Consider the following 26,417-nt stretch of genomic DNA (forward strand, 5'->3'; position numbering starts at 1 on the left):
CGCGTCCGGAATAACGACCAACATACTAAATAGCAATTGTGTAAAAAATATCTAAAATACCCTTGCTATATTTTACCCCAATTTTACATTCAAAAGCTAGTGCATTTTACATCCAAACATTAAGATACAACTGTAATCGCGAGAAAGGTAAAAAACATAAGGACCGCGAAGAAAAGGAGAAATGAATTATGAAAAAAGGTTTAGCAGTAGCAATGGCGGCATTATTAGGAGTAGCAACAATGGGAACAACAGCAATGGCAGCAGCTTCCGGAGATATTACAATCTGCTCCAGAGAAGACGGATCCGGTACAAGAGGTGCATTCATTGAACTGTTTGGAATTGAAGAAAAAGACGCAGATGGAAATAAAGTAGACAATACAACAGAAGCAGCAAAGATCACAAACAGCACATCCGTTATGTTAAGCACAGTAGCACAGGACGTAAATGCAATCGGATATGTATCTCTTGGTTCTCTGGATGACAGTGTAACAGCATTAAAAATCGACGGAGCAGAGGCAACAGCAGAAAACATTGAATCCGGAGATTACAAAGTAGTTCGTCCATTCAACATTGCAACAAAGGATGATGTAAGCGAAGCGGCACAGGATTTCATTACATACATCATGAGTGCAGATGGACAGAAGATCATTGAAGACAACGGATACATCTCAGTAGGCGACAAACCTGCATACGAAGCAACTGCTGTAGAAGGAAAAGTTGTAGTAGCTGGATCCTCTTCTGTAACACCGGTTATGGAGAAGCTTGCTGAAGGCTACAAGGCAGTAAATGACAAAGTTGATATTGAGGTTCAGCAGAGTGATTCTACAACTGGTATGACATCTGCAATTGACGGACTTTGCGATATCGGTATGGCATCCCGTGATTTAAAAGACAGCGAGACTGAGGCTGGTCTTACCGCAACTGTTATCGCAAAAGATGGTATCGCTGTAATCGTAAACAACGACAGCGGTGTTGAGGAACTTACCAGCGAGCAGGTAAAAGATGTTTACACAGGCAACATCACAACCTGGGAAGACCTTACAAAATAATAAGAAATAAAGTCACTGTTCACAAAAAACATCTTGCGGAATGCTACCAGTGAATAGTAAAGAAATAAAGTACCTTTACAGTTACGAAACAAGAAACAGAAATAAGGAATCCTGCAAAGCCCGTCAAAAGTTTTGCAGGATCCAAATTTTCCGAATAAAAAAGGAACTTACTTTATATGAAATCGATCAATGAAAATGTAATGAAATTTGTATTCCTCGCAGCGGCCTGTACCTCCGTATTAGCCGTTGCATTAATCTGCATTTTCCTGTTTGCAAACGGAATCCCGGCAATGGCGAAGATTGGTCTGCCAGATTTTCTGTTTGGAATGAAGTGGAAGCCATCCAATGGACTGTATGGAATTTTTCCATTCATTCTGGGAAGTATTTATGTAACAGCGGGGGCAATTGTGGTGGGAGTTCCAACAGCCCTTCTGCTTGCAATCTTCCTCGCATTTTATTGTCCGAAAAAGCTGTATGCACCATTAAAGGCAATGGTAAACCTCCTTGCAGGAATCCCATCTGTTGTTTATGGATTTTTCGGTTTGACAGTGTTTGTCCCGCTGCTTCGACAGCTTACCGGTCATGATGGAAGTACCATGCTGACAGCTTCCGTGCTTCTTGGAATTATGATCCTTCCAACGGTAACCGGCGTTGCAGAACCAGCCTTAAAAAGTGTTCCCACAAGTTATTATGAAGGGGCATTGGCACTTGGAGCAACCCACGAAAAAAGTGTATTTGGCACTGTTTTCCCGGCTGCAAAATCAGGTGTATTAGCTGGCGTGGTTCTTGGAATCGGACGTGCCATTGGTGAGACGATGGCAGTGATCATGGTAGCTGGAAACCAGACCTGGATGCCACAGGGGCTTTTCAAAGGACTTCGAACCATGACCGCAAATATTGTAATTGAAATGGGCTATGCAACCGATCTTCACAGGGAAGCGCTGATTGCTACAGGTGTTGTACTTTTCGTATTCATCCTGATTATCAACCTGTGTGTATCAGCCCTGAAAAGGAGAGCAGAAGATGAGTAAAAATAAATTATCTTATTGGAAAAATCATCCTGGTTCTGCCATCCTGAGGCTCCTGGTATGGTTATCTGCAATTATTACAGTGGCAGTTATGGCGTTTCTTGTTGGTTTTATTCTGATAAAAGGTGTTGGAAATCTGACACCAGACTTGTTTGCACTGGAATATAATTCTGACAATGCATCTTTGATGCCGGCACTGATCAACACCTTGATCATCACCCTGTTATCTCTGGTGATCGCAGTGCCATTTGGAATTTTTGCAGCAATTTATCTGGTTGAATATGCGAAAAAGGGCAGCAAGCTGGTTAAGATCATCCGTATTACAACAGAGACTCTTCAGGGAATTCCATCCATTATCTTCGGTCTGTTCGGTCTTCTGTTTTTTAGTACTGCTCTCCATTGGGGATATTCCCTTCTGGCGGGAGCTATGACATTGGTGATTATGATCCTTCCGCTGATCATCCGTACTACAGAGGAGGCACTTATGGGTGTCCCGGATGCGTACAGAGAAGCTTCCTTTGGTCTTGGGGCAGGAAAGCTCCGCACCGTGTTTAAAGTGGTGCTTCCAAGTGCAATTCCTGGAATCCTTTCCGGTGTGGTACTTGCGACAGGACGTATTGTTGGTGAGACTGCAGCCCTGATTTATACTGCCGGTGCTGTGGCGAAGGTTCCATCCAGTCTGATGGGATCCGGACGTACCCTGGCAGTACATATGTATGTGCTTTCCAGTGAGGGACTTTACATGGATCAGGCTTATGCTACAGCAGTTATTCTGTTGCTTTTCGTACTTGTGCTGAACTGGGTATCCGGTTTCTGTGCAAAGCACTTAAGCAAAGCTGCAAATGGGCAGTAATGATGGCGCCAGGCGGTGACATATCCGCTTCATGAAAAATTCACACTCAGCAGGTTTTCAGAAATTGTAAATGAACTGAAAATTTCTGCAGCAAGGAGAATTATGGGTAAAATAGATGTAAAAAACATGAATCTGTACTACAGCAGCTTCCATGCCTTGAAAAATATTAATCTGGAGATTCCGGAAAAGAAGATTACCGCGTTCATTGGTCCAAGCGGCTGCGGAAAATCCACATTGCTGAAATCCTTAAACCGTATGAACGATCTTGTGGAAGGCTGCAAGATCACAGGCGATATTTGTCTGGACGGTGAGGATATTTATGGGGATATTGATGTAAACCTTCTTAGAAAACGTGTTGGAATGGTTTTCCAGAAACCAAATCCTTTTCCAATGAGCATTTATGATAACATTGCATATGGACCTCGTACTCATGGAATTCATTCCAAGGAAAAACTGGACGATATCGTAGAGCGTGCTCTTCGAAATGCTTCTATCTGGGATGAGGTAAAAGACAGGTTGAAAAAGAGCGCCCTGGGTATGTCTGGCGGACAGCAGCAGAGACTTTGCATTGCAAGAGCTCTTGCAGTAGAGCCGGAGGTACTTCTTATGGATGAGCCTACCTCTGCACTTGATCCAATTTCCACATCTCACATTGAGGATCTGGCGTTGGAATTAAAAGACCGTTACACCATCGTGATCGTAACTCATAACATGCAGCAGGCAGTCCGTATTTCTGACAAGACTGCATTTTTCCTGCTGGGTGAGATTATTGAATACAACGATACTACAGAACTGTTTTCCAGACCACAGAACAAGAAAACAGAAGAGTATATTACAGGGAGGTTTGGTTGATATGAGAGATGTGTATACCGCAAAGCTCTTCAGGCTTTCAGATGAGGTCCTGGAAATGGGAAATCTGTGCGGTCAGGCCATCATGAAGACCTGTCAGCTTCTGGCAAGCGTGGAGGTTCGTGAGGCTGCCACAAAGGAGATTGGAAGAATTGAAAAGGAGATTGACGACAAAGAGCATAATATTGAGGCTCTTTGCATGCAGCTTCTTCTGAAACAGCAGCCGGTTGGTACTGATCTTCGCAAAATTTCCGCAGCACTTAAGATGGTAACAGATATGGAGCGAATCGGCGACCAGGCTACTGATATTGCGGAGATTCTGAACACAGGCAGCGTTCATATACCAGTAACAGCCATCCCGCTTCAGGAAATGGCAGATTATGCCATGCATATGGTAAATGACAGTGTTACCGCTTATGTAGAGGGAAAAAGTGACCTGGCAAAAAAGGTGATCAGCAGTGATGATATTCTGGATAATCTTTTCGATAAAGTAAGAAATGCGTTGGACCAGAACACCATGGACTTTTCCAGTGACGAGGTTCTTGATCTTCTGATGATCTCCAAATACTATGAGCGAATCGGCGACCACGCCACTAACATCGGAGAGTGGGCAGAGTTTTCTGTAGACGGAATCCACAGAAACGGCGACAGCATCAGCGATCTGTTTAATCCGGATTCTTTATAAAAGGATTGGAAGAAAGACAGGGGCAAACATGCTTTGCCTCTTTTTAGCAGGAAAGTTACATATAAAAGAACCTTGTCTGACTGGCTAAAAGCATCGTATCAGACAAGGCTCTATGTTTTTCAGGAGAGGAATTCTTTCTTTACTTTTATTTTATTCGTAATTTTTATGTTTTTTAAAGAAATCCATTGTTTCCTTTACGACTACACCGCTTAAAGCAAGCAGCGCAATCAGGTTCGGGAAGGCCATCAGGGCATTGAAGATATCTGCAATGTTCCAGACAGCAGCAACAGTCATGTACGGTCCGAAGAAGACGCAGATGATATATAACCAACGGTAAGTCTTTACGGCAGTCATGTTGCGGTTGAAAAGGTATTCCAGGCAGCGCTCACCGTAATAATCCCATCCAAGGATGGTTGTGAATGCAAAGAATACCAGGCACAGCATAAGAGCAAAGGAGGCAAACTGTGCAGGGAATGGAAGACCTTTCTGGAAAGCTGCAGTAGTAATCGCAACACCTTCAAGTCCTGTATTCCAGGTTTCGGTAATGACAATGGAAAGACCTGTCATGGTACAGATTACAATGGTATCAATAAAAGTACCGGTCATGGAAACAAGTCCCTGGCGAACCGGTTCCTTTGTCTGAGCGGCAGCCGCAGCAATAGGAGCGCTACCAAGACCAGACTCGTTTGAGAAAATACCGCGGGCAATACCTTTCTGCATTGCCACAACCATGGTTCCCATGGCACCGCCTGCAAGGGCACTTCCGTTGAAGGCTGTTTTTACAATTGTAGCGATGGCACCAGGAACTGCGGTAATATTTGTGATCACAATGATCAGTGCAAGAGCAACATAAAGAACCGCCATAAATGGAACGATGATCTGGGAAACCTTTGCAATACGCTGAATACCGCCAAGAACTACAAGTCCTACACATAAGGTAAGAATCAGGCAGGCGATTACAGTTGCCAAGGAGTATGTATTTCCAAAAAGGGAAACGGTGTGTACGGTATCCGGGTCAAAGAAGTTCTTTACTGCAGAAGCAATACCGTTTACCTGAGTAAAGGTACCGATTCCGAAAAGACCGACCCCGGCTCCGAAGAATGCAAAAATCTTTGCAAGCCATCTCCACTGTTTTCCCATACCATTCTCAATATAATAAAATGGTCCGCCAAGAACGTGTCCGTCCTTGTCGATGGTACGGTATTTGATGGCCAGAAGTCCTTCTGCATATTTGGTTGCCATTCCGAAGAACGCAGCAACGATCATCCAAAACAGGGCTCCGGGTCCGCCAGCAGCAATAGCAGTGGCAACACCTACGATGTTACCAGTTCCGATAGTTGCGGACAAAGCTGTGCAGAGCGCACCAAAGCTTGTGACTTCACCTTCGCCGCCTTCTTCATTTTTTACCATGAATTTCAGTGCTTTTCCCAGATGTCTTACCTGTAAAAAGCCTAACCGAACGGTTAAAAGGAATCCTGTGATCAGGATCAGAATGATTAACGGAAGTCCCCAGACTACTCCGTCAAACCAGGTGATAAAGTTGTTGATTTGTGTAAACATGTTCTCTTTCCTCCATCCTTTTGCCTGAGAGATTAACAGCATTACAAATGCTGCGTACACCTTCGGCGCTCTTCCATATATTTTTTTGAAGAGACTCTCCTGAGTTACGAAAAACCTGCCTATACATTTTTATAAAATGTACGAGCATGACGGCCATTCGTACTGTGTAGAAACACACTAACACACAGAATATCATATACGATCATAAATTTCAATGAAAATGTTAGAAAAATATTTTGTTTTGACAAGAAAAATATTTGCCTTTCCTTCATTGCAGCACAGGAGCGCGTTTGGAAAATCATTTCCGCAATCTGCTGGTATCATAAAATGAAACAGTTGACATGCATTTTCATATGTGCTATGCTTATGAAGATTTTGAAAGACAAAGAAAGAGTCTTTTCAAAGCAATTATTTTGGATCACTCCATTTGGGGTTAAGGCCATACGGACAGCCGGGTCCACTGCCGCTGATGGTAACTTTGGTTGCCTTATTGATTGAGTTAGAAGCTCAAATTTTATAAGTTGGTTCCTTTGATAACCACTATGCGCCTGATGCGCAGACTTGTGAAACGGTCAATAAGAGTAGTAAAAGTATGATTGCTATATAGACTCTGACATATATCATCCGGATTTCTATTTTATGTAAATACGAGGATTCCTGTATTTATTATAAGTCAATGGAGATAGAATCGGGAAGAATGATCCAAGCAGGTTTGCGTTTTTAAGGCAGCCTGCTTTTTTTGTGTAATAGAAAATTACGTTGGAATTTCCTATTATATAAAAAGCTCTGCCGGGTAGGATTCCACTGCAGCGGAAGAGCAGATGGCGCTGAAGACGCCCCTTTGCAGGCGGAGAATCCTGCAAACAGGATTCTTTATACAGACAAAGGAACTGGAAATGGAGACGCAATGAACAGAACTCGTTTTAAACTGGACCAGAATCGTGCACCAATTCACGAGGCTCTGGAAAATTTCCGGCGCATGAGGGTGGTACCCTTCGATGTGCCAGGACATAAAAGAGGAAGAGGAAATCCGGAGCTTACTGAGTTTCTGGGGCAGAAATGTGTAGGCGTGGATGTAAACAGCATGAAGCCGCTTGATAATCTCTGTCATCCTGTATCTGTGATCCGGGAGGCAGAAGAACTGGCAGCAGATGCCTTTGGAGCAGCTCACGCCTTTCTCATGGTTGGCGGAACTACAAGCTCCGTACAGACCATGGTGTTAACTGCCTGTAAGAGGGGAGACGAGATCATTCTTCCCCGCAATGTTCACAGAAGCGTGCTGAATGCGCTGGTTCTGTGCGGAGCAATTCCGGTTTATGTGAATCCGGAAGTAGATCAGAGACTTGGAATCTCTCTTGGAATGCGCCGTGAACAGGTGGCAAAGGCAATTAAGGAGCATCCCAATGCAGTGGCTGTGCTGGTAAACAATCCCACCTATTATGGAATTTGCAGTGATCTACGTGCAATTGTGCGGATGGCTCATGAAGCAGGGATGCTGTGTCTGGCAGATGAAGCCCATGGGACTCATTTTTATTTTGGAGGAGGCCTGCCGGTTTCGGCAATGGCAGCTGGTGCAGATATGGCATCTGTATCCATGCATAAAAGCGGTGGAAGCCTGACCCAGTCCAGCCTTCTTCTGACTGGACCTGGCGTCCATGCCGGATATGTCCGTCAGATTATCAACCTGACCCAGACTACCTCTGGAAGCTATCTTCTGATGTCAAGTCTTGACATTTCCCGGCGGAATCTTGCACAGCGCGGACGTCAGATTTTTCATCAGGTAGCAGATATGGCAGAATATGCAAGGGAAGAGATTAACGCCATTGGCGGCTATTACGCATTTGGAAAAGAACTGGTGAATGGAGATTCGGTTTTTGATTTTGACATTACGAAATTAAGTGTACATACCCTGGATATCGGACTTGCAGGAATTGAGGTTTACGACATTCTGAGAGATGAATATGATATTCAGATCGAATTTGGTGATATCGGAAATATTCTGGCTTATCTGTCAATTGGAGACCGTGCCCAGGAAGTAGAGCGGCTGGTAAGCGCCCTTGCGGAGATCCGCAGGCGTTTCCAGAAGGATAAATCAGGATTGCTGGATCAGGAATATATTGATCCCCAGGTAGTAACAAGCCCTCAGGAAGCGTTTTATGCAGAAAAATGCAGCCTTCCACTCCGGGAAACGGAAGGAAAGGTATGCAGTGAATTCGTAATGTGTTATCCTCCGGGAATCCCAATTCTGGCTCCAGGGGAGCGGATCACCCCGGAAATCCTGGATTACATTGAATATGCCAAGGCAAAAGGATGCAACATGACAGGTCCGGAAGATCCAGATATATTACGGTTAAATGTGCTGGAGCATGTTTGAAGTTACTGTGAACGGAGTGAACAGTAACTGTTTGAAAAAGGCTGTCTGCAAATTGTGACACACATCTTGCGGGAATAATTTTAAAACATACTCTGGCAGGGAGGTAAAGAAAATGGAAATGTGGTTTTCGGAATTTCATACACCGGATGTGAAGCATAGTATCCGGGTAAACCGTCAGCTCTACTCAAGGCAGAGCGACTATCAGCGAATTGATATTTTTGAGACACCGGAATTTGGCAGGGTTCTTACACTGGATGGCAATGTAATGCTCACGGAACGTGACGAATTTATTTATGACGAAATGATTACCCATGTACCTATGGCTGTCCACAAAGAAGCCAGGGATATTCTTGTAATCGGAGCAGGAGACGGTGGAGTGGTACGTGAACTGACCAGATATGACCGTGTCCGCCATATTGATCTGGTAGAGATGGATCCCATGGTAGTGGAAGCCTGCCGTGCCTATCTTCCGGGAAATGCCTGCAGGCTTGATGACAGGAGAGTGCATCTTCATTATGAAAATGCATTGAAATTTATCCGACGCTGTGAAAATAAATATGACCTTATTATTGTGGATTCTTCCGATCCTTTTGGCCCTTCGGAAGGCTTGTTTACCCGTGAATTTTATGGAAACTGTTATAATGCGCTGAAAGAGGATGGCATCATGGTCAATCAGCAGGGAAGTCCTTTTTATTCTGAGGATGCCCACGCCATGCAGCGCAGTCACAAAAGAATTGCCAGTACGTTCCAGATCAGTCGTGTTTACCAGGCACATATTCCTACCTTTGCTGCCGGTTACTGGCTGTTTGGTTTTGCAAGCAAAAAGTACCATCCGGTGGATGATCTGGATCCGGAGGCATGGAACGCCCTGAATCTTCGCACCCGTTACTATACCACAAGGCTTCACAGAGGTGCATTTTATCTTCCGGCTTTTCTGGAGGAAATGCTTCAGGAGGTGGAGGACTGATTTATGATTTTACCAAATATTGAGAATTTTATTGGCTGTGACAGCAGCTTTGAGGAAGCAGGGATTGTTCTTTACGGAGCGCCCTTTGATTCTACCACAAGCTTTCGCCCTGGAGCCAGGTTCGGCCCTTCTGCCATTCGTCATGAAAGCTTTGGACTGGAAACCTACAGCCCTTATCAGGACCGCGACCTTACAGATATTCAGGTATTTGACAGTGGAGATCTGGAGCTTTGCTTCGGCAGCAGTGAAATGGCACTTGCTGATATACAGAATCGTGCCTGGGAAATTCTGGAAGCAGGAAAGATACCCTTGCTTTTAGGCGGCGAGCATCTGGTGACACTGGCGGCTGTAAGAGCCACAGCCAGAAAGTATCCAGGGCTTCATATTATTCATTTTGATGCCCACGCAGATTTGAGGGATGATTATCTTGGTGCCCGTTTAAGCCATGCGTGTGTCATTCGCAGATGCCATGATATACTGGGAGATGGACGGATTCATCAGTTTTGCATCCGAAGTGGGGAAAGAGAAGAATTCCGGTTTGCAAAGGAGCATACAGATTTTCATCCTTTTACCTTTGAAGGCTTGGAAGAGACCATACAGGAGTTGGACAGGGAGCAGGTTCCGGTATATTTTACCATTGATCTGGATTGCCTGGATCCATCCGTATTTCCGGGAACTGGTACACCGGAGGCGGGAGGCGTAAGCTTCCTTGAGCTTCTTGCGGCTATTCGGAAGGTATCAGAATTAAATATTGTGGGAGCAGATGTCAATGAGCTGGCACCTATGCTGGATCCAAGCGGTGTTTCCACAGCCACAGCATGCAAGGTGGTCAGGGAACTGCTGCTGGCAGTGGCGAAATAAAAACAGCTGCGATAGTGAAATATAAAATAAGGAGATAAAAAATATGAGCAGAGTACTTGTAATCGGCTGCGGCGGAGTAGCCAGTGTAGCAATCCAGAAATGCTGTCAGGCAGATGAGGTATTTACAGAACTGTGTATTGCAAGCAGGACAAAAGAAAAATGTGATGCCCTTGCCCGGAAGCTGGAGGGAAAAACAAAAACAGTTGTTACCACAGCAAAGGTAGATGCAGATGATGTAAACCAGCTGATCCAGCTGATCAATAGTTACAAACCGGATCTGGTAATGAACATTGCACTTCCATACCAGGATCTGACAATTATGGATGCCTGTCTGGCATGTGGCGTAAACTATATGGATACGGCAAATTATGAGCCCGAAGATACCGATGATCCGGAGTGGCGGGCTATTTATGAAAAACGCTGTAAGGAAGCTGGATTTTCCGCATATTTTGATTATTCCTGGCAGTGGGCATACCGGAAGAAATTTGAAGAGGCAGGACTTACTGCACTTCTTGGCTGCGGCTTTGACCCGGGCGTTACACAGGCATACTGTGCATATGCATTAAAACATGAGTTCGACCAGATTGATACCATTGATATTCTGGACTGCAACGGAGGAGACCACGGATATGCGTTTGCAACCAACTTTAACCCGGAGATCAACCTTCGTGAGGTAAGCGCTCCTGGAAGCTACTGGGAGAATGGACATTGGGTGGAAATTCCTCCGATGGCCATTAAGCGGGAATATGATTTTGACCAGGTTGGCGATAAGGACATGTATCTTCTTCATCACGAGGAAATTGAGTCCCTTGCCCAGACAATTCCGGGAGTAAAGAGAATTCGTTTCTTTATGACCTTTGGACAGAGCTATCTGGATCACATGCGTTGTCTGGAGGATGTGGGAATGCTTTCCACTACCCCGATCAACTATAACGGACAGGAAATTGTTCCCATCCAGTTTTTGAAGGCTCTTCTTCCGGATCCGGCAAGCCTTGGTCCCCGTACCAAAGGTAAAACCAATATTGGCTGTATTTTCACCGGAGTAAAGGATGGAAAAGAGAAAACCTACTATATTTATAATATTTGTGACCATCAGGAATGCTATAAGGAGGTTGGAAGCCAGGCAATCAGCTACACGACAGGCGTTCCGGCCATGTGCGGGGCATTAATGATGCTTACTGGAAAATGGATTCGTCCAGGAGTGTATACAGTAGAAGAATTTGACCCGGATCCGTTCCTGGAGGCACTTGACAAATACGGACTTCCACGCAGTGAAAATCATAATCCGGAGCTGGTGGATTAATGGAAAAAACAGATACAAGACCACCCTTTGCAGCATCCGGTGGAGTTATTCCGCCGGAATTCCGGAAAATCAAGACGCCTTGTTATGTTCTTGACGAAACAGCGCTTATAAAAAATGCAGAATTAATGGGAAAGATTGCCGAAAGAACTGGATGTAAAATGCTCCTGGCGCAGAAGGCTTTCAGCAATTATGACTGCTATCACCTTCTGGAGCCTTATCTGGCTGGAACAGAAGCAAGTGGACTGTACGAAGCAAGGCTTGGCGCCCAGGAGATGCCAGGAAAAGAGGTACATGTCTTTTGTGCCGGATACCGTGAGGATGAATTTGAAGAGCTGCTTTGCTTTGCAGATCATATAGTGTTTAACTCACCCTCCCAGCTTCTTCGATTTGGAAAAAGAGCGAAGCAGGCCGGAAAAAGCGTAGGGCTCAGGATCAATCCGGAATGCTCTACCCAGGAAGGACATGCAATTTATGATCCCTGTGCCCCGGGAAGTCGTATGGGTACCACGAGAGCACAGTGGGAGACCGCTGTGAAAATACATCCGGATCTGACCGGATTATTGGATGGTATTCACTTTCACACCCTTTGCGAGCAGGATTCCTCTGATCTGGAAACCACTCTTGCAGCGGTGAAGGTGAAATTCGGAGATCTGATTTCTAAGGTAAAATGGCTGAACCTGGGAGGAGGACATCATATTACAAGACCAGGTTATGATATTGCACGGCTTGAAAAGTGCATTGAGGCGGCAAAGGAAGAATGGAAGGTGGATATTTACCTGGAGCCTGGAGAGGCATGGGCTTTAAATGCCGGATTCTTTCTGACAACCGTGCTGGATGTGCTGCAAAATGGTGATACCCGGCTTGCAATTTTGGATGGAAGTGCTGCATGTCATATGCCGGATGTTCTGGAAATGCCTTACCGTCCTCCCCTTCTTGGAGCAGGGGAGCCAGGAGAGAATGCCGTTACCGTCCGTCTTGGAGGACCAACCTGCCTGTCCGGGGATGTTATAGGAGATTACAGCTTCCAAAAGCTTTTGGAATACGGAGAGCTTCTCATGTTTGGCGATATGGCCATATATACAACCTGCAAAAACAATACCTTTAATGGAATGCCCCTGCCTGATATCTGGCTGCGGCATGGTGATAAAACCATGGAACGTCTGACTGATTTCGGTTATGAGGATTTTAAAGGCAGACTTGGACACCGCAGGAAATCAGAGTAGGTCTCCTATAAAATTTGTAAAAAGACGTAAGTCATAGAAATATGGCTTGCGTTTTTTTTCTGTCTGGAAGAAAGTGAGATATAATGACACAACACCAGAAAAGATCTGGAACGTATGAAACAGTCTGAGTATATGTAAACGTATGGTAATAATATCTAAAAAAAGAAGATACATTTTTAGTAAAAAACGCTTTTGAAATAAGAACAAAATGGTTTTATAATAAAAATAACGGCAGGCAGCGTAGTGATGCGGGAAAGCAACATCTTATATGCTGCCTGTTGTTTATAAAATGAATTTCAGGAGGAACCATACATGCATGAATATGAAATCTTTATTGAAGAAATAAATCCGTGTGGAGGAGAACAATACAGTAAAAAAACTTTGATTGAGGCAGAAGCAGTAAGTCCGGAAGCTTATGTAAAAGAAAACAGAAGATTTCCGGTTCTGGAATCCACATGCAATGAGAGCGGCGATGTTGTAATAGTAACAGGAGACAAACAGGGTTCTTTTGTACGTTATACTTTTACGGAAGCTATAAAGAGGCAGTAAAATCAAATGATCCTGAAGCCTTAGTTGCTATTATAAAAATGATTTATCAACGAAAACAAAAAAGGCTTGCACAAGGAAAAAAGTGCACTACTACAGATGCAAGATATTTTCAGGTGGCCGAAAATCTGTTATATGTAGAGCTTGGAATTGCTCTTGGAAAACCAAAGCAGCAAATCTGTAAAACAATTATTGATTATATGAATCAAAGCGAATCAAGAAGGCACAAAATTTTCACAAAATAATTAGCACTCACCTATTGACAGTGCTAACAATCGGTGCTATATTAAAAACCGTAATAAGAAACTACCTATACAAAACGCAGCCCCTGCGAGTTACTTTTTTAAAGAGCCGCGGCAGCTGCGTTTTATATATAAGAATAAGTGAGTGGAATTATTTCCAATCACCCAAGCTGAAGGAGGAGAGCCTATGAACATCAGCAAATTTACACAGAAATCCGTCCAGGCTGTTCAGGATCTTGAGAAGGTTGCTTACGAATACGGCAATCAGGAAATTGAACAGGAACATCTGTTATATACCCTCCTGACACAGGAAGACAGCCTGATTCTCAAGCTTATTGAGAAAATGGAAATAAATAGAGATTACTTTATTGATACTGTAAAGAAAGCTCTGGATGCCAAGGTAAAGGTATCCGGCGGAGAACTTAGATTCGGACAGTATCTGAATAAGGCTTTGGTAAACGCAGAAGATGAAGCGAAGGCAATGGGAGATGAATACGTATCCGTAGAACATCTTTTCCTGGCACTTCTGAAATATCCAAGTCCCAGCATGAAGAAAATCTGGAGCGAATTTGGCATTACAAAAGAGCGCTTCCTGCAGGCACTTTCCACAGTACGTGGAAACCAGCGTGTAGTAAGCGACAATCCGGAAGCCACTTATGATACTTTAAATAAATATGGCGAAGATCTTGTGGAAAAGGCAAGAAGCCAGAAGCTGGATCCGGTCATCGGACGTGACAGTGAGATCCGGAATGTGATCCGTATTCTTTCCCGTAAGACCAAGAACAACCCGGTTCTCATCGGTGAACCTGGTGTTGGTAAAACAGCCGCTGTGGAAGGTCTTGCACAGCGAATTGTAGCAGGAGATGTTCCAGAAACACTGAAGGATAAGAAAATTTTTGCCCTGGATATGGGTGCACTGGTAGCAGGTGCCAAATACCGTGGTGAATTTGAGGAACGTCTGAAAGCGGTTCTTGAAGAGGTAAAAAAGAGCGAAGGTCAGATCATCCTGTTTATTGATGAGCTTCATCTGATCGTAGGTGCAGGTAAGACGGATGGCGCAATGGATGCCAGCAATATGCTGAAACCAATGCTTGCCCGTGGTGAGCTTCACTGCATCGGTGCTACCACACTGGATGAGTATCGTCAGTATATTGAGAAAGACGCTGCCCTGGAACGTCGTTTCCAGCCGGTTATGGTGGATGAGCCAACTGTGGAAGATACCATTTCTATCCTTCGTGGTCTGAGAGAACGTTACGAAGTATTCCATGGTGTTAAAATCACAGACAGCGCCCTTGTTGCAGCTGCAACACTTTCACATCGTTATATTACAGACCGTTTTCTTCCGGATAAGGCAATTGACCTGGTAGATGAGGCCTGTGCCCTGATCAAGACAGAGCTGGATTCCATGCCGACAGAGCTGGATGAGCAGCGCCGTAAAATCGATCAGATGAAAATGGAAGAGTTGTCTCTGAAGAAGGAGACCGATAATTTAAGTAAAGAGCGTCTGGAAGAACTTCAGAAGGAACTTGCGGAAATGCAGGATTCCTTTAACACCCAGAAGGCTCAGTGGGAGAACGAGAAACATTCTGTAGAGAAGCTTCAGAAGCTTCGTGAACAGATTGAGGATATGAACAAACAGATTCAGATCGCAAGACAGAACTATGATCTGGAGAAAGCTTCCGAACTGCAGTATGGCGAGCTGCCGAAATTACAGCAGCAGCTGGAAATCGAAGAACGCAACACAAAAGAGAGTGACAGAAGCCTTGTCCATGAAGTAGTAACAGACGATGAAATCGCAAGGATCATTTCCCGCTGGACCGGCATTCCGGTAGCCAGACTGACAGAAGGTGAGCGCGCGAAACTGCTTCATCTGGAGGATGAGCTTCATAAACGTGTCATCGGTCAGGATGAAGGTGTACGCCGTGTAACCGATGCCATCCTTCGCTCCAAAGCAGGAATCAAAGATCCGACCAAACCAATCGGTTCTTTCCTGTTCCTTGGACCAACCGGTGTTGGTAAAACAGAGCTTGCCAAAACCCTTGCACAGACTCTTTTCGATGATGAGCAGAATATGGTTCGAATCGATATGAGTGAGTACATGGAGAAATACTCTGTATCCAGACTGATCGGAGCGCCTCCGGGATATGTTGGATACGAGGAAGGCGGACAGCTTACAGAGGCTGTTCGTCGGAAACCGTACAGCGTTGTACTCTTCGATGAGATTGAGAAGGCACATCCGGATGTATTCAATGTACTTCTGCAGGTACTGGATGATGGTCGTATTACCGATTCCCAGGGACGTACTGTAGACTTCAAGAATACAATCCTGATCATGACCTCCAATATCGGATCTCCTTATCTGCTGGATGGTATTGATGAAAATGGTGAGATCAAGGAGGAAGCCCAGAAAGAGGTTATGGATGATCTGCGCGGACATTTCCGTCCAGAATTCCTGAACCGTCTGGATGAGATCATTCTGTTTAAGCCATTGACAAAAGATAATATTGGTAGTATCGTTGATCTGATGGTAAAAGAGCTGAATGACCGGCTTGCCGACCAGGAGCTTTCCCTTGAACTGACAGATGCAGCCAAGAAGGATGTCATTGACAATGGTTACGATCCTGTCTACGGTGCAAGACCTCTGAAGCGTTATCTTCAGAAATATGTAGAGACACTGACTGCCAGGAAGATCCTTTCAGGTGAAGTCCATACCGGCGATACACTGGTACTGGATGTGGAGAATGGAGAGTATGTGGTTAAAGTGAAGTAAAGGTTACTGTTCACTGGTAACGTTCCGCGAGGCGTTTTTTGTGAACAAAGTTCACAGAAAACCCGAGAATTGCGGCGCGAAATCATGCGAATGCATGATTTCTGTGCATCGCGAAGCGCGTTACTGTGAACGGAGTGAACAGTAACAAGTAAAGGAAAAGAAAAGGAGTCCAAGTCTTATGATACCAAAAGATCCTATGATTTTGCTTAGTTATGTAAATACCCAGCTTCGGGATTATTACGATTCTCTGGAAGCACTGTGTACCTGCCGCGGACTGAACAGGGAATCTCTGTTGGATAAGATGGATTCCATCGACTACCACTACGACGAAGAGACCAACCAGTTTATTTGAAATCACAATATTCAATACTTCAATACCGCTTGTCAAAGCTGTGAAAACCGCTTGGCAGGCGGTATTTTTTTGTAACAGGAATTTCCTGTTACGTATTACATAAAAAGCTTACCAGGCGGGATTGCACTGCGACGGAAGGGGTGTTGTCGCTCCAGGCGACCCGCCGCAAATGGAGAATCCTGCAAGCAGGATTCTTTTTACCATGAAAATTCCGGACAACAGATAATGTGGTCTTATACATAATAATTAGCCGACAAAATAAATACATATTTTAAATTCAATAAATTTAAGACACAAATCTAAAAAAAATATAAACTGCACAAAAAACACTTGCGTTTCTTGTGAAAAAGTGTAAACTATAAAATTAGTCGGCTAACTAATATAAGAAAGCTGAACAGGAACTTGAAACTGTAATACACACTCCAAAGCTTGTATCTCAGTTTCAGACAGCAAGTGAGGTGAGAATTTGGAAAACAACAATGAGAAAAGCATTCAACGTCTGATTATGGAAATCAGCCGCATGTATATGGAAAAATGCTTTGGTAAACTTAAAAGTCTGGGAATCCATCCAAGACAAATGCCGATTCTGGCTGTTCTGTGGAAAGAAGACGGATGTAGCCAGAAAGAACTGGCCAGCCAGTTAGGCGTGAAGCCGCCTACTGTTACCGTAAGTATCCAACGCCTGGAAAAAATCGGTATTATAGTTCGAAAACAGGATGAAAAAGATCAACGCATAAGCCGGATTTATCTTACAGAAGAAGGAAAAGCAATAATTAATGAAGGTATGCGCATGGCAAAGGAAGGAGAAAAACAGGTTCTGAACGGATTTTCCGAAAGTGAGTTATGTCTGATGAAACGATTCTGCATACAGATTAAGGAAAATATTGCGGCAATGCCAGCACCAGAGTTTTCACCGGAAGAAATGTGCATGGGACATTTTTGCCATAATAAAAAGTAGTACAGGAAACTGAAAAACAAAGCAAAAGGCAGAAAAGCCTGGATGTTTTGAAAAAATGTAGAAAGGACAACCCAAGCATGATTAAATTAATGAAGTATCTGAAAAAATCAGCAGGCTATATCGTCCTGATCATTGGACTGCTGTTTTTGCAGGCATACTGTGATCTGTCCTTGCCGGATTATACCTCCAAGGTAATTAACGTAGGGATCCAGCAGGGGGGAATACCAGATGGTGTTCCGGAAAAAATGCGTCAGAGCACAATGGAAAATCTGCAGATTTTTATGGACGAAGACACACAGAAAGAAGTTCAGGACTCTTATGTCCTGGATGGAGACACATATGAACTGAAAGATGGCATTACAGGGGATAAACGTGAGGAATTAAACGATCTTCTGTGCAAACCTCTGATGATGTACACCTCTTTTACCTCTGGCAGTGAAGAGAGCCAGAAAATGCTTTCCCAGATGCAGGTATCGGAAGGAACGGACCCAATGCAGGTTTTGTCAGCAATGCCGGAGGATGCAAAAAAACAGATGCTGGAGGCTGCAGATGAGAAGCTTTCCGACATGCCGGAATCTATTCTTACACAGGCCGCTGTCAGTGGTGTGAAAGCAGAATACGAAGCTATGGGCGAGGATCTGGATGCAATTCAGATGAATTACATCCGGACATCCGGAATCCAGATGGTCCTGATGGCGCTGGTGATCATGCTGGCCGCTGTAAGTGTTACTTTCCTTTCAGCAAGAGTGGCAGCAGCCCTTGGACATGATCTGCGAGATAATGTATACCGCAAGGTCATTCATTTCTCCAGCAACGAATATCATAAATTTTCCACTGCATCCCTGATCACGCGAAGTACCAACGATGTGCAGCAGGTGCAGCAGGTTATGACCATGATGTTCAGAATCGTTCTGTATGCGCCCATCCTTGGCATCGGAGGCGTGCTCAAGGTTCTCCAGACCGATTCCTCCATGACCTGGATCCTTGGAGCCGCAGTAGCTATCATTCTGATTGTTATTTTTGTACTGTTCCAGATTGCAATGCCGAAATTCACCAGGCTGCAGACTCTCATTGACCGTCTGAATCTGGTAACCAGGGAAATCCTTACCGGAATCCCGGTTATCCGCGCGTTCAGCCGTGAGAAGCATGAGGAAGAGCGTTTTGAAAAAGCAAATATGGATCTGACAAAAACAAACCTGTTTGTAAACCGCTGTATGACATTTATGATGCCGATCATGATGCTGATCATGAACGGTGTATCTGTAGCGATTATCTATTTCGGTGCACATGGCGTTGACAATGGAACTATGCAGGTAGGAAATATGATGGCATTTATCCAGTACGCAATGCAGATTATTATGTCCTTCCTGATGATCACAGCAATCTCCATTATGCTCCCAAGGGCAAACGTGGCAGCCGGCCGAATCTGTGAGGTTCTGGAAATGGAGCCATCTGTAAATGATCCGGAGGAACCGGTAATGCCAGATAAGCAGGAAAAAGGAACGGTCGAATTTGACCATGTAAGCTTCGCTTATCCGGAAGCAGGGGAAAATGTCATCAACGATATTACCTTTAAGGCAGAAAAAGGCCAGACTGTTGCTATCATCGGAAGTACCGGAAGCGGCAAGAGTACACTGGTCAACCTGATCCCCAGATTTTATGATGCAACGAAGGGCTGTGTAAAAGTAGATGGTGTGGATGTACGAAATATGACACAGCATGAGCTTCGTGACCGTCTGGGCTATGTACCTCAGAAGGGAGTCCTGTTCTCTGGAACAATCGACTCCAACATTCGTTACGGTAAGCCGGATATGCCAGAGGAAGATGTAAAACTGGCAGCTCAGATCGCCCAGTCCGATGACTTTATTGAAGCGAAACCGGAAGGCTACAAAGCACCTATTTCCCAGGGAGGAAATAATGTATCCGGTGGCCAGAAGCAGCGTCTTTCCATTGCAAGAGCGATTGCCAAAAAGCCGGAGATCCTGATCTTTGACGACAGCTTTTCCGCACTTGATTTCAAGACTGACAGCAAGCTTCGCAAGGCCCTGAAGGAAAAGACAAAGGATATTACCACGATTATCGTAGCACAGCGAATCAGCACTATCCTGAATGCAGATCAGATCATTGTGCTGGATGACGGAAATATGGCAGGCATCGGCACCCACAAGGAACTGATGAAGAACTGCGAGGTTTACCGCCAGATCGCCATGTCACAGCTTTCAGAGGAGGAATTAGCATGAGTGAAAACAAAGCCAGAGGCCCTATGATGGGTGGTCATCGGAGCCGTGCAATGAACTCCGGGGAAAAGGCAAAAGACTTTAAAGGAGCAATGAAACGACTTTTGAAATACATGGAACGCTACAAATTTCGTTTCGTTCTCATGTTTCTGTTTGCAATTGCAGGAACCATTTTTAACATTGTAGGACCAAAGATCCTTGGAAAGGCAACAACAGAGCTTTTTAACGGTCTGGTAGCCAAGGTAAACGGCACCGGAAGCATTGATTTTGAAAAAATTGGCTATATTTTGTTATGGACATTAGGACTGTATCTGGCAAGTGCCTGCTTCTCCTTTATCCAGGGTTATGTGATGACCGGAATTTCCAACGACGTTACCTACAATTTACGTAAAGATATTTCAAAGAAATTCAGCCGCCTCCCAATGAACTATTATGAGAGCCGGACAAACGGCGAAATCCTTTCCCGCGTAACGAACGATGTGGATACCCTTCAGATGAGCCTGAACCAGAGTATTACCCAGCTGATCACATCAGTTACCACCCTGATCGGTGTGTTTGTGATGATGTTGTCCATCAATGTGTGGATGACTCTGGCTGCCCTTCTGATCCTTCCGATGTCTATGCTTATCATCAATTTTGTTATGAAGCACTCCCAGAAATATTTCCAGGCACAGCAGAAGTATCTGGGGGAGGTAAATGGCCAGATTGAAGAGAACTACGGCGGACACAATGTAGTGAAGGTATTTAATAAAGAAGAAGACGTAGTTGCAGAATTTGAAAAAGACAACCAGAAGCTTTACGAATCAGCATGGAAATCTCAGTTTTTCTCCGGAATCATGATGCCGGTCATGCAGTTTGTTGGAAACCTTGGATATGTTATGGTAGCCCTTCTTGGAGGATGGTTCACGATCAAGGGTTCTATTGAAGTAGGTGATATTCAGTCCTTCTTCCAGTATATCCGTAACTTTACCCAGCCCATCCAGCAGATCGCACAGGTAACCAACCTGCTTCAGTCCTCAGCAGCCGCTTCCGAGCGTGTGTTTGAGTTCTTGGATGAGGAGGAAGAGGAGACCACCAAAGAGAATGCTGTTTCTATTGACGGGCTCAGCGGAAATGTAGAATTTGATCATGTAAGCTTCGGTTACAATCCGGAAAAGATCATTGTCCACGATTTTTCGGCAAAGGTCAAAGATGGTCAGAAAATTGCGATTGTAGGGCCTACCGGTGCAGGAAAAACCACCATGGTTAAGCTGCTTATGCGTTTCTATGATGTAAACAGTGGTTCTATTAAGGTAGATGGCCATGATGTAAAAGATTTCAACAGAAGCGAGCTTCATGAAATGTTTGGAATGGTGCTTCAGGATACCTGGCTGTTTTCCGGAACCATTATGGAAAACATCCGCTATGGACGGCTGGATGCTACCGATGAGGAAGTGATCGCAGCAGCAAAGGCTGCTCATATCCACAACTTTATCATGCAGCAGCCGGGAGGCTATAACATGGTTCTGGATGAGGAGACCAGCAATGTTTCCCAGGGCCAGAAGCAGCTCCTGACAATTGCAAGAGCCATTCTTGCAGACAATAAGATCCTGATCCTGGATGAGGCTACCTCCTCCGTTGATACCAGAACCGAGGTACAGATCCAGAAAGCTATGGATAACCTGATGAAAGGCAGAACCAGCTTTGTCATCGCTCACAGACTTTCCACCATCAGGGACGCAGATCTGATCCTGGTTATGAAGGATGGTGACATTATCGAGCAGGGCAGCCATGAAGAGCTGCTTGCAAAGAAAGGCTTCTACGCAGATCTTTACAACAGCCAGTTTGATAAGACGCAGACTGCATAAAAGTAAGTGAAACAGATAAAAAAATACAGCAGCTTTTTCGGAAAATATACGGAAAAACTGCTGTTTTTTTTGTCTTCAGAGAGAAAAAATCCAGGGATTTGCTGTCTGTACTTTTACCCGCAGATAATGTATAATGGAGCAAAGTTTCTGCCGAAAAGGAAGGCAGGGACAAAGTCATGACAACGAAAAAACTCATTTATTGCCGCAGCCCTAGGTGTCTTTTTACAAGACTGGTAGAAAGGGCTGCAGCGCGAATGTTAAAGGAGTATACCCCCAATGACAATTGATAATAAAGACGGAGCAGCTTTTCTTGCATACGTTACAGATAAATTAGAAACCAGGATCGCCCATATCAGCCAGTCCATTCTGGAAGGACAGAAGGATATCGAAGGAATGCATGAGTATTACTGGGAGAACTATACGGAGATGGACCAGTATGGTTACGAAAATTTCGATAACCAGCAGGCACTTCTTCACCAGATCAACGCCAACGAGCAGCAGATCCATTTGCGAAAAAGATTTCGTAAAATGCTGGATTCCCCTTTCTTTGGAAGAGTGGATTTCGTATTTGAAGGGGATGAGGAGCCGGAGATTTTTTATATTGGAATCGGAAATTTCGCAGAAGAGGCAGGGCATACGCCGCTGATCTATGACTGGCGTGCTCCTGTCAGCGGGCTTTTCTACGACTATGATAAAGGTCCGGCGTCTTACCAGGCACCGCTGGGAACCATCTGCGGTGAAATTGCCTCCAAGTGGCAGTACAAGATTCGAAATGGCCGTATGATTTACCAGTTTGAAAGTGATGTGAAGATTGATGACGAGATTCTTATGGCAGAGCTTGGCAGCGGAGGCAGCACTGCGCTGAAAAATATTGTCCGCACCATCCAGAAGGAGCAGAATGCCATCATCCGAAACACCAGGGATAAGATCATGGTAATTCAGGGCGCAGCCGGAAGCGGCAAGACCTCCATTGCCTTGCACAGGATTGCCTATCTTTTGTATCACGACCGCAAGAATCTGAAATCCTCCAATATCCTGATCCTGTCTCCCAACAGCATCTTTTCTGATTATATTTCCCATATACTTCCGGAACTGGGAGAGGAAAATATTAAAGAAATGAGCTTTGATCTTTTTGCCTACAGACAGCTGAAAGATACGGTATCTGACTGCGAAGACCGTTATGACCAGATTGAGCGCAGCCTGAATTTCCCGGATATGCCTTCCTTATATAAGGAAAAACAGTCCAGGGAATTTTTGAATCAGATGGAGGGGTATCTCACCTCCTTAGAAGATGAGCTGATGGATTTTCGTGATGTGGAATATAAGAACTTTACGAAAAAAGAAGAGGAGATCATTGATCTTTTTTATTTTAAATTCCAGGATATCCCTCTGTTATCACGTATGGAGGCAGTTGCAGAGAATTTCATTGATGAGGTAGAGACGCTTCGGGACAATGATATGGATGAGGAAGAACGTGCCATTGTAATGGAGAAATTCATGAATATGTATGAGACACAGGATCTCTATGTGATCTACAGCCGTTTTCTGGAAAGCTGCGGCTATCCGGGACTTCCGCATGTACAGCTTCAGGAGCGAAAGCTCCGGTACGAGGACGTCTATCCGGTACTTTACATGAAGTACCGCCTTCTTCGCCAGACCAGCCACAATGGTATCAAGCACCTGGTAGTAGACGAAATGCAGGATTATTCAAGGCTTCAGTATCTGATCCTTAAAATGATGTTTCCCTGCCGTATGACCATCCTGGGGGACAAAGCCCAGACTATGGAAGATGAGGCTCAGGATGTCCTGGGATTTTTACCGAAAATTTTCGGAAAAGAGATCCGCAGGATCGTCATGAACAAAAGCTACCGAAACACTGTGGAGATTGCTTCTTATGCGAATCAGCTTGCAGGGATTACAGATATGGATCTGTTTGATCGTCATGGCCAGCCAGTGGAAGAATTATTTTTTAAAGGGAAAAAACAGCAGGCAATGGAAGTGGCTCTGGATGAGCTTGTGAATAAGCTTCAGCTGGGAGCAGAACAGTTTGAGACAGCTGCGTTGATCCTTCGCACGGAATCTGAGGCAAAAGATGCCGCCCGCATTCTGAAAGAAAAACTGGAAAATACAGGGTTTGATGTGGAAAATCGTTTCTCGTACCTGCATCGTGACAGTACCAGCTTTTGCAAAGGCCTTACAGTTACTACGTTTTATCTTGCAAAAGGTCTGGAATTTGACCAGGTATTTTCCCTGTTCCCTGCAGCAGATCAGAGCCCGATTGCAAAACAGGGACGTTATATTGCAGCTACCAGAGCGCTTCATAAATTGCATATGTACGAATACGGAAAATAAATATTACAAAAGTATGACAAACAGAGCGTAAAATAAAAAAGAAATTCAGGTTGTCGGAACATGCTGTCAAATGCAATGTACACTTTGCAGACAGGATTTTACCAACACTCTTTGAAAAAATGTATAAAGTTCGTCACGAAAGTTTATAATATTTTCAATTTAGAGTTACTGTTCACTGGTAATATTCCGCGAGGTGTTTTTTGTGAACAAAGTTCACAGAAAACCCGAGAGTTGCGGCGCGAAATCATGCAAAGCATGATTTCTGTGCATCGCGAAGCGTGTTACTGTGAACGGAGTGAACAGTAACAATTTAGATTCTACAGTGGGAAATCCATTGACAGGCTTGTAATAAAATTGTAAAATACAGCTCGGGAGATTTTTATAAACGAGAAATATTTTCGTTTTGTTAATGAAATAGAATAATGTAGATTTACAAAATTTACTTATGAAAAGAAATAAGGAGGATACTATGAAGAACAAAAAGATTTTAGCAATCTTAACGATATCAGCAATTGTTTCTGCAGCTGCTACAGGCTGCAGTTTTGGCGGAGACGAGCCGGAAGAACAGGTAGTGGTAACTGAGACACCTGCTCCGGAAGCAACCGCTACACCTACTCCGGAGCCAACCATCGCGCCAGACGTACAGGACAGCACCTATACATCAAGCAATGGGGCTGTCTCCATTAAGCTTCCAGATGCTACCTGGTCCAATAAGGCGGATGAGGCAGATATGCTCAGCTTCGAATCCCCGGAGCAGGGTAAGATCCTGATCCTTCATGGACAGGGAGAAGAGGACATGTCTTCTGCTATGCTTCCGGATACGCAGGATCTGGCTGTGGCATTAGAGCAGGCTTCTGACCTTGCAGAAGGTACTGACTTTGAGATCCAGGATTATACCGCCAGTGATGTGGAGGGAGTAGGCGTTTATTCTTACACTGTGAAGTACACAGATGCTTCCAAGAGCGGCGGATATGTTTATGCGATCCATAAAATTTATAAGAGCTCTGATGAGTATTACAATATCTGCGGATCTGTTGTGGATGAGGCTTCTTATGCAGGAGTTAAGGCTGCAGTTGATTCCTTCGGAATTGCAGGAGAGTCTTCTTTGAAAGCTGCTGCACCGGTACAGTCTTCTGACAGTGCAGACGGAAGCACTGAGGGAAGTACAGATGGTTCCACTGACGGAACACAGAGTGCAGGTACTGATTCTGCGTCCTCAGGTGATGGAAGCAGTGATGGAACAATCACAAACTCCGGCGGATTTACCCAGGAGCAGCTTACAGACACCAACCAGACCAGAACTATTTACCGCAACTCCGATGGCCATCCCCTTGTAATTACTCCGGATGGAAATGGAAACTGGGTTGACTTTGATGGAAATACCTATCGTTTTGTAAATAATGAGGACGTTTACGATCAGAATGATGTGGATTATTACTGGCATGGAGAAGGTGCAGACGTATATTATATGCCTGTAGAGTAATAACAGAAAAAGCAGAATGTTGACTTACACGGACACAGCTACCCGGGATGGATGGCTGTGTCCGTGACAGTTGGAGGGAATATGGATAATTTTCAGGCTTATGGCGAATTTGCCAGAGTATATGATATGTTCCAGGACAATGTGGACTACCAGACCTGGGGCAAATGGCTGAAGCAGCAGCTTGTAGCGCAGGGAATCACAGACGGACTTGTGCTGGATCTTGGCTGCGGCACGGGAACCATGACTGAGATACTGGCAGAGGCTGGCTATGACATGATCGGAGTGGATAATTCCGGGGAAATGCTGGCAGAGGCCATGGAGAAGCGGGTAGAGTCCGGGCATGACATCCTGTATCTTCTTCAGGATATGCAGGAGTTTGAACTTTATGGAACCGTACGGGCTGTAGTAAGCGTGTGTGACAGTCTGAATTACATAACAGAGGAAGAGGAGCTGGAGCATGTATTTGCCCTGGTAAATAATTATCTGGATCCTCAGGGGATTTTTCTGTTTGATATGAATACGGTTTATAAGTATCAGACTATGATCGGGAATACTACGATTGCTGAGAACCGGGATGAGGGAAGCTTTATCTGGGAGAACAGTTATGATGAGGAGACCGGGATTAATACGTATGAGCTGGCTCTGTTTATTCCAAGAGAGGACGGACTTTATGAGAAGGATGAGGAGGTTCACTATCAGAGAGCCTATTCTTTGGAGAAGATCAAGGAACTTATTGGAAAAGCGGGAATGGAGCTTCTGGCAGTGTATGATGCTTATACACTGGAGCCACCGAAGGAAGATAGCGGAAGGCTTACCTTTGTAGTAAGGGAACATGGTAAATGATAATATAATAATAAGATAAATAGCTATAGGATTAC

General features: G+C 44.5%; 20 protein-coding genes and 1 riboswitch. Of the genes, 19 read left to right on the top strand and 1 reads right to left on the bottom strand.

The features are described 5' to 3' along the window. The first annotated feature begins 188 nt into the window (after positions 1-188). The 5 genes from PGQ38_RS06830 (at position 189) to phoU (ending at position 4,464) form a co-directional block, all read left to right on the top strand. On the top strand, positions 189-1,049 hold the full coding sequence (locus PGQ38_RS06830; protein ID WP_173769569.1) for a substrate-binding domain-containing protein: 861 nt from the start codon (positions 189-191) through the stop codon (positions 1,047-1,049). A 176-nt stretch (positions 1,050-1,225) separates the two neighbouring features. Further along, positions 1,226-2,080, top strand: coding sequence for a phosphate ABC transporter permease subunit PstC (pstC, locus tag PGQ38_RS06835; protein ID WP_118582954.1), 855 nt, complete (start codon positions 1,226-1,228; stop codon positions 2,078-2,080). Then, positions 2,073-2,930: a phosphate ABC transporter permease PstA gene (pstA, locus tag PGQ38_RS06840; RefSeq protein ID WP_270431118.1), complete on the top strand. Its 858-nt coding sequence runs from the start codon at positions 2,073-2,075 to the stop codon at positions 2,928-2,930. Before pstC ends, pstA begins: the two co-directional genes overlap by 8 nt. 102 nt (positions 2,931-3,032) lie before the next feature. Continuing rightward, entirely contained in the window at positions 3,033-3,782 is a 750-nt protein-coding gene (gene pstB, locus PGQ38_RS06845; protein WP_207758499.1) for a phosphate ABC transporter ATP-binding protein PstB, read from the top strand. A 1-nt stretch (position 3,783) separates the two neighbouring features. After that, positions 3,784-4,464 (top strand): phosphate signaling complex protein PhoU, encoded by a 681-nt coding sequence (gene phoU / locus PGQ38_RS06850; protein ID WP_195991435.1) that lies wholly within the window; start codon positions 3,784-3,786, stop codon positions 4,462-4,464. 150 nt (positions 4,465-4,614) lie between these two features. Here the strand turns inward: phoU and PGQ38_RS06855 are convergent, their stop codons facing one another. Further along, the gene (locus PGQ38_RS06855; protein WP_270431121.1) at positions 4,615-6,024 is read right to left on the bottom strand and encodes an alanine/glycine:cation symporter family protein; all 1,410 of its coding nucleotides are present in this window, start codon (positions 6,022-6,024) and stop codon (positions 4,615-4,617) included. A gap of 2 nt (positions 6,025-6,026) precedes the next feature. Next, positions 6,027-6,136, bottom strand: a riboswitch (glycine riboswitch). A gap of 795 nt (positions 6,137-6,931) precedes the next feature. Here PGQ38_RS06855 and PGQ38_RS06860 point away from each other — a divergent pair. The 14 genes from PGQ38_RS06860 (at position 6,932) to PGQ38_RS06925 (ending at position 26,382) form a co-directional block, all read left to right on the top strand. Beyond that, complete coding sequence (locus tag PGQ38_RS06860; RefSeq protein ID WP_118583008.1) at positions 6,932-8,398, top strand: aminotransferase class I/II-fold pyridoxal phosphate-dependent enzyme; 1,467 nt, start codon at positions 6,932-6,934, stop codon at positions 8,396-8,398. Positions 8,399-8,510: 112 nt separating this feature from the next. Beyond that, on the top strand, positions 8,511-9,365 hold the full coding sequence (speE, locus tag PGQ38_RS06865) for a polyamine aminopropyltransferase (RefSeq protein ID WP_148461219.1): 855 nt from the start codon (positions 8,511-8,513) through the stop codon (positions 9,363-9,365). A 3-nt stretch (positions 9,366-9,368) separates the two neighbouring features. Beyond that, positions 9,369-10,226, top strand: a complete 858-nt coding sequence (speB, locus tag PGQ38_RS06870) for an agmatinase (RefSeq protein ID WP_173769572.1) — start codon at positions 9,369-9,371, stop codon at positions 10,224-10,226. Positions 10,227-10,269: 43 nt separating this feature from the next. Continuing rightward, on the top strand, positions 10,270-11,529 hold the full coding sequence (locus tag PGQ38_RS06875) for a saccharopine dehydrogenase family protein (protein ID WP_270431123.1): 1,260 nt from the start codon (positions 10,270-10,272) through the stop codon (positions 11,527-11,529). Next, positions 11,529-12,752 (top strand): carboxynorspermidine decarboxylase, encoded by a 1,224-nt coding sequence (locus PGQ38_RS06880; RefSeq protein ID WP_270431124.1) that lies wholly within the window; start codon positions 11,529-11,531, stop codon positions 12,750-12,752. The genes PGQ38_RS06875 and PGQ38_RS06880 overlap by 1 nt, the downstream gene beginning before the upstream one ends. Before the next feature lie 312 nt (positions 12,753-13,064). Continuing rightward, a complete protein-coding gene (locus PGQ38_RS06885) occupies positions 13,065-13,301 on the top strand; it encodes a hypothetical protein (protein ID WP_195700332.1) in 237 nt (78 codons plus the stop codon). Positions 13,302-13,727: 426 nt separating this feature from the next. Then, positions 13,728-16,310 carry an ATP-dependent chaperone ClpB gene (clpB, locus tag PGQ38_RS06890; protein WP_204452911.1) on the top strand — a complete coding sequence of 861 codons (2,583 nt, stop codon included), beginning with the start codon at positions 13,728-13,730 and terminating at the stop codon, positions 16,308-16,310. A gap of 178 nt (positions 16,311-16,488) precedes the next feature. Beyond that, the gene (locus PGQ38_RS06895; RefSeq protein WP_118582984.1) at positions 16,489-16,662 is read left to right on the top strand and encodes a DUF4250 domain-containing protein; all 174 of its coding nucleotides are present in this window, start codon (positions 16,489-16,491) and stop codon (positions 16,660-16,662) included. Positions 16,663-17,128: 466 nt separating this feature from the next. After that, positions 17,129-17,620: a MarR family winged helix-turn-helix transcriptional regulator gene (locus PGQ38_RS06900; RefSeq protein ID WP_226815755.1), complete on the top strand. Its 492-nt coding sequence runs from the start codon at positions 17,129-17,131 to the stop codon at positions 17,618-17,620. 77 nt (positions 17,621-17,697) lie between these two features. Next, positions 17,698-19,860, top strand: a complete 2,163-nt coding sequence (locus tag PGQ38_RS06905; RefSeq protein ID WP_173717566.1) for an ABC transporter ATP-binding protein — start codon at positions 17,698-17,700, stop codon at positions 19,858-19,860. Beyond that, the gene (locus PGQ38_RS06910; RefSeq protein ID WP_118582987.1) at positions 19,857-21,704 is read left to right on the top strand and encodes an ABC transporter ATP-binding protein; all 1,848 of its coding nucleotides are present in this window, start codon (positions 19,857-19,859) and stop codon (positions 21,702-21,704) included. The genes PGQ38_RS06905 and PGQ38_RS06910 overlap by 4 nt, the downstream gene beginning before the upstream one ends. 276 nt (positions 21,705-21,980) lie before the next feature. Then, positions 21,981-24,056, top strand: coding sequence for a HelD family protein (locus tag PGQ38_RS06915; protein WP_270431125.1), 2,076 nt, complete (start codon positions 21,981-21,983; stop codon positions 24,054-24,056). Positions 24,057-24,525: 469 nt separating this feature from the next. Then, a complete protein-coding gene (locus tag PGQ38_RS06920; RefSeq protein WP_173717445.1) occupies positions 24,526-25,539 on the top strand; it encodes a hypothetical protein in 1,014 nt (337 codons plus the stop codon). An 81-nt stretch (positions 25,540-25,620) separates the two neighbouring features. Further along, on the top strand, positions 25,621-26,382 hold the full coding sequence (locus PGQ38_RS06925) for a class I SAM-dependent DNA methyltransferase (protein WP_270431126.1): 762 nt from the start codon (positions 25,621-25,623) through the stop codon (positions 26,380-26,382). Positions 26,383-26,417 lie beyond the last annotated feature (35 nt).

Source organism: Blautia faecis, from assembly GCF_027662325.1.
GTDB lineage: Bacteria > Bacillota > Clostridia > Lachnospirales > Lachnospiraceae > Blautia_A > Blautia_A faecis.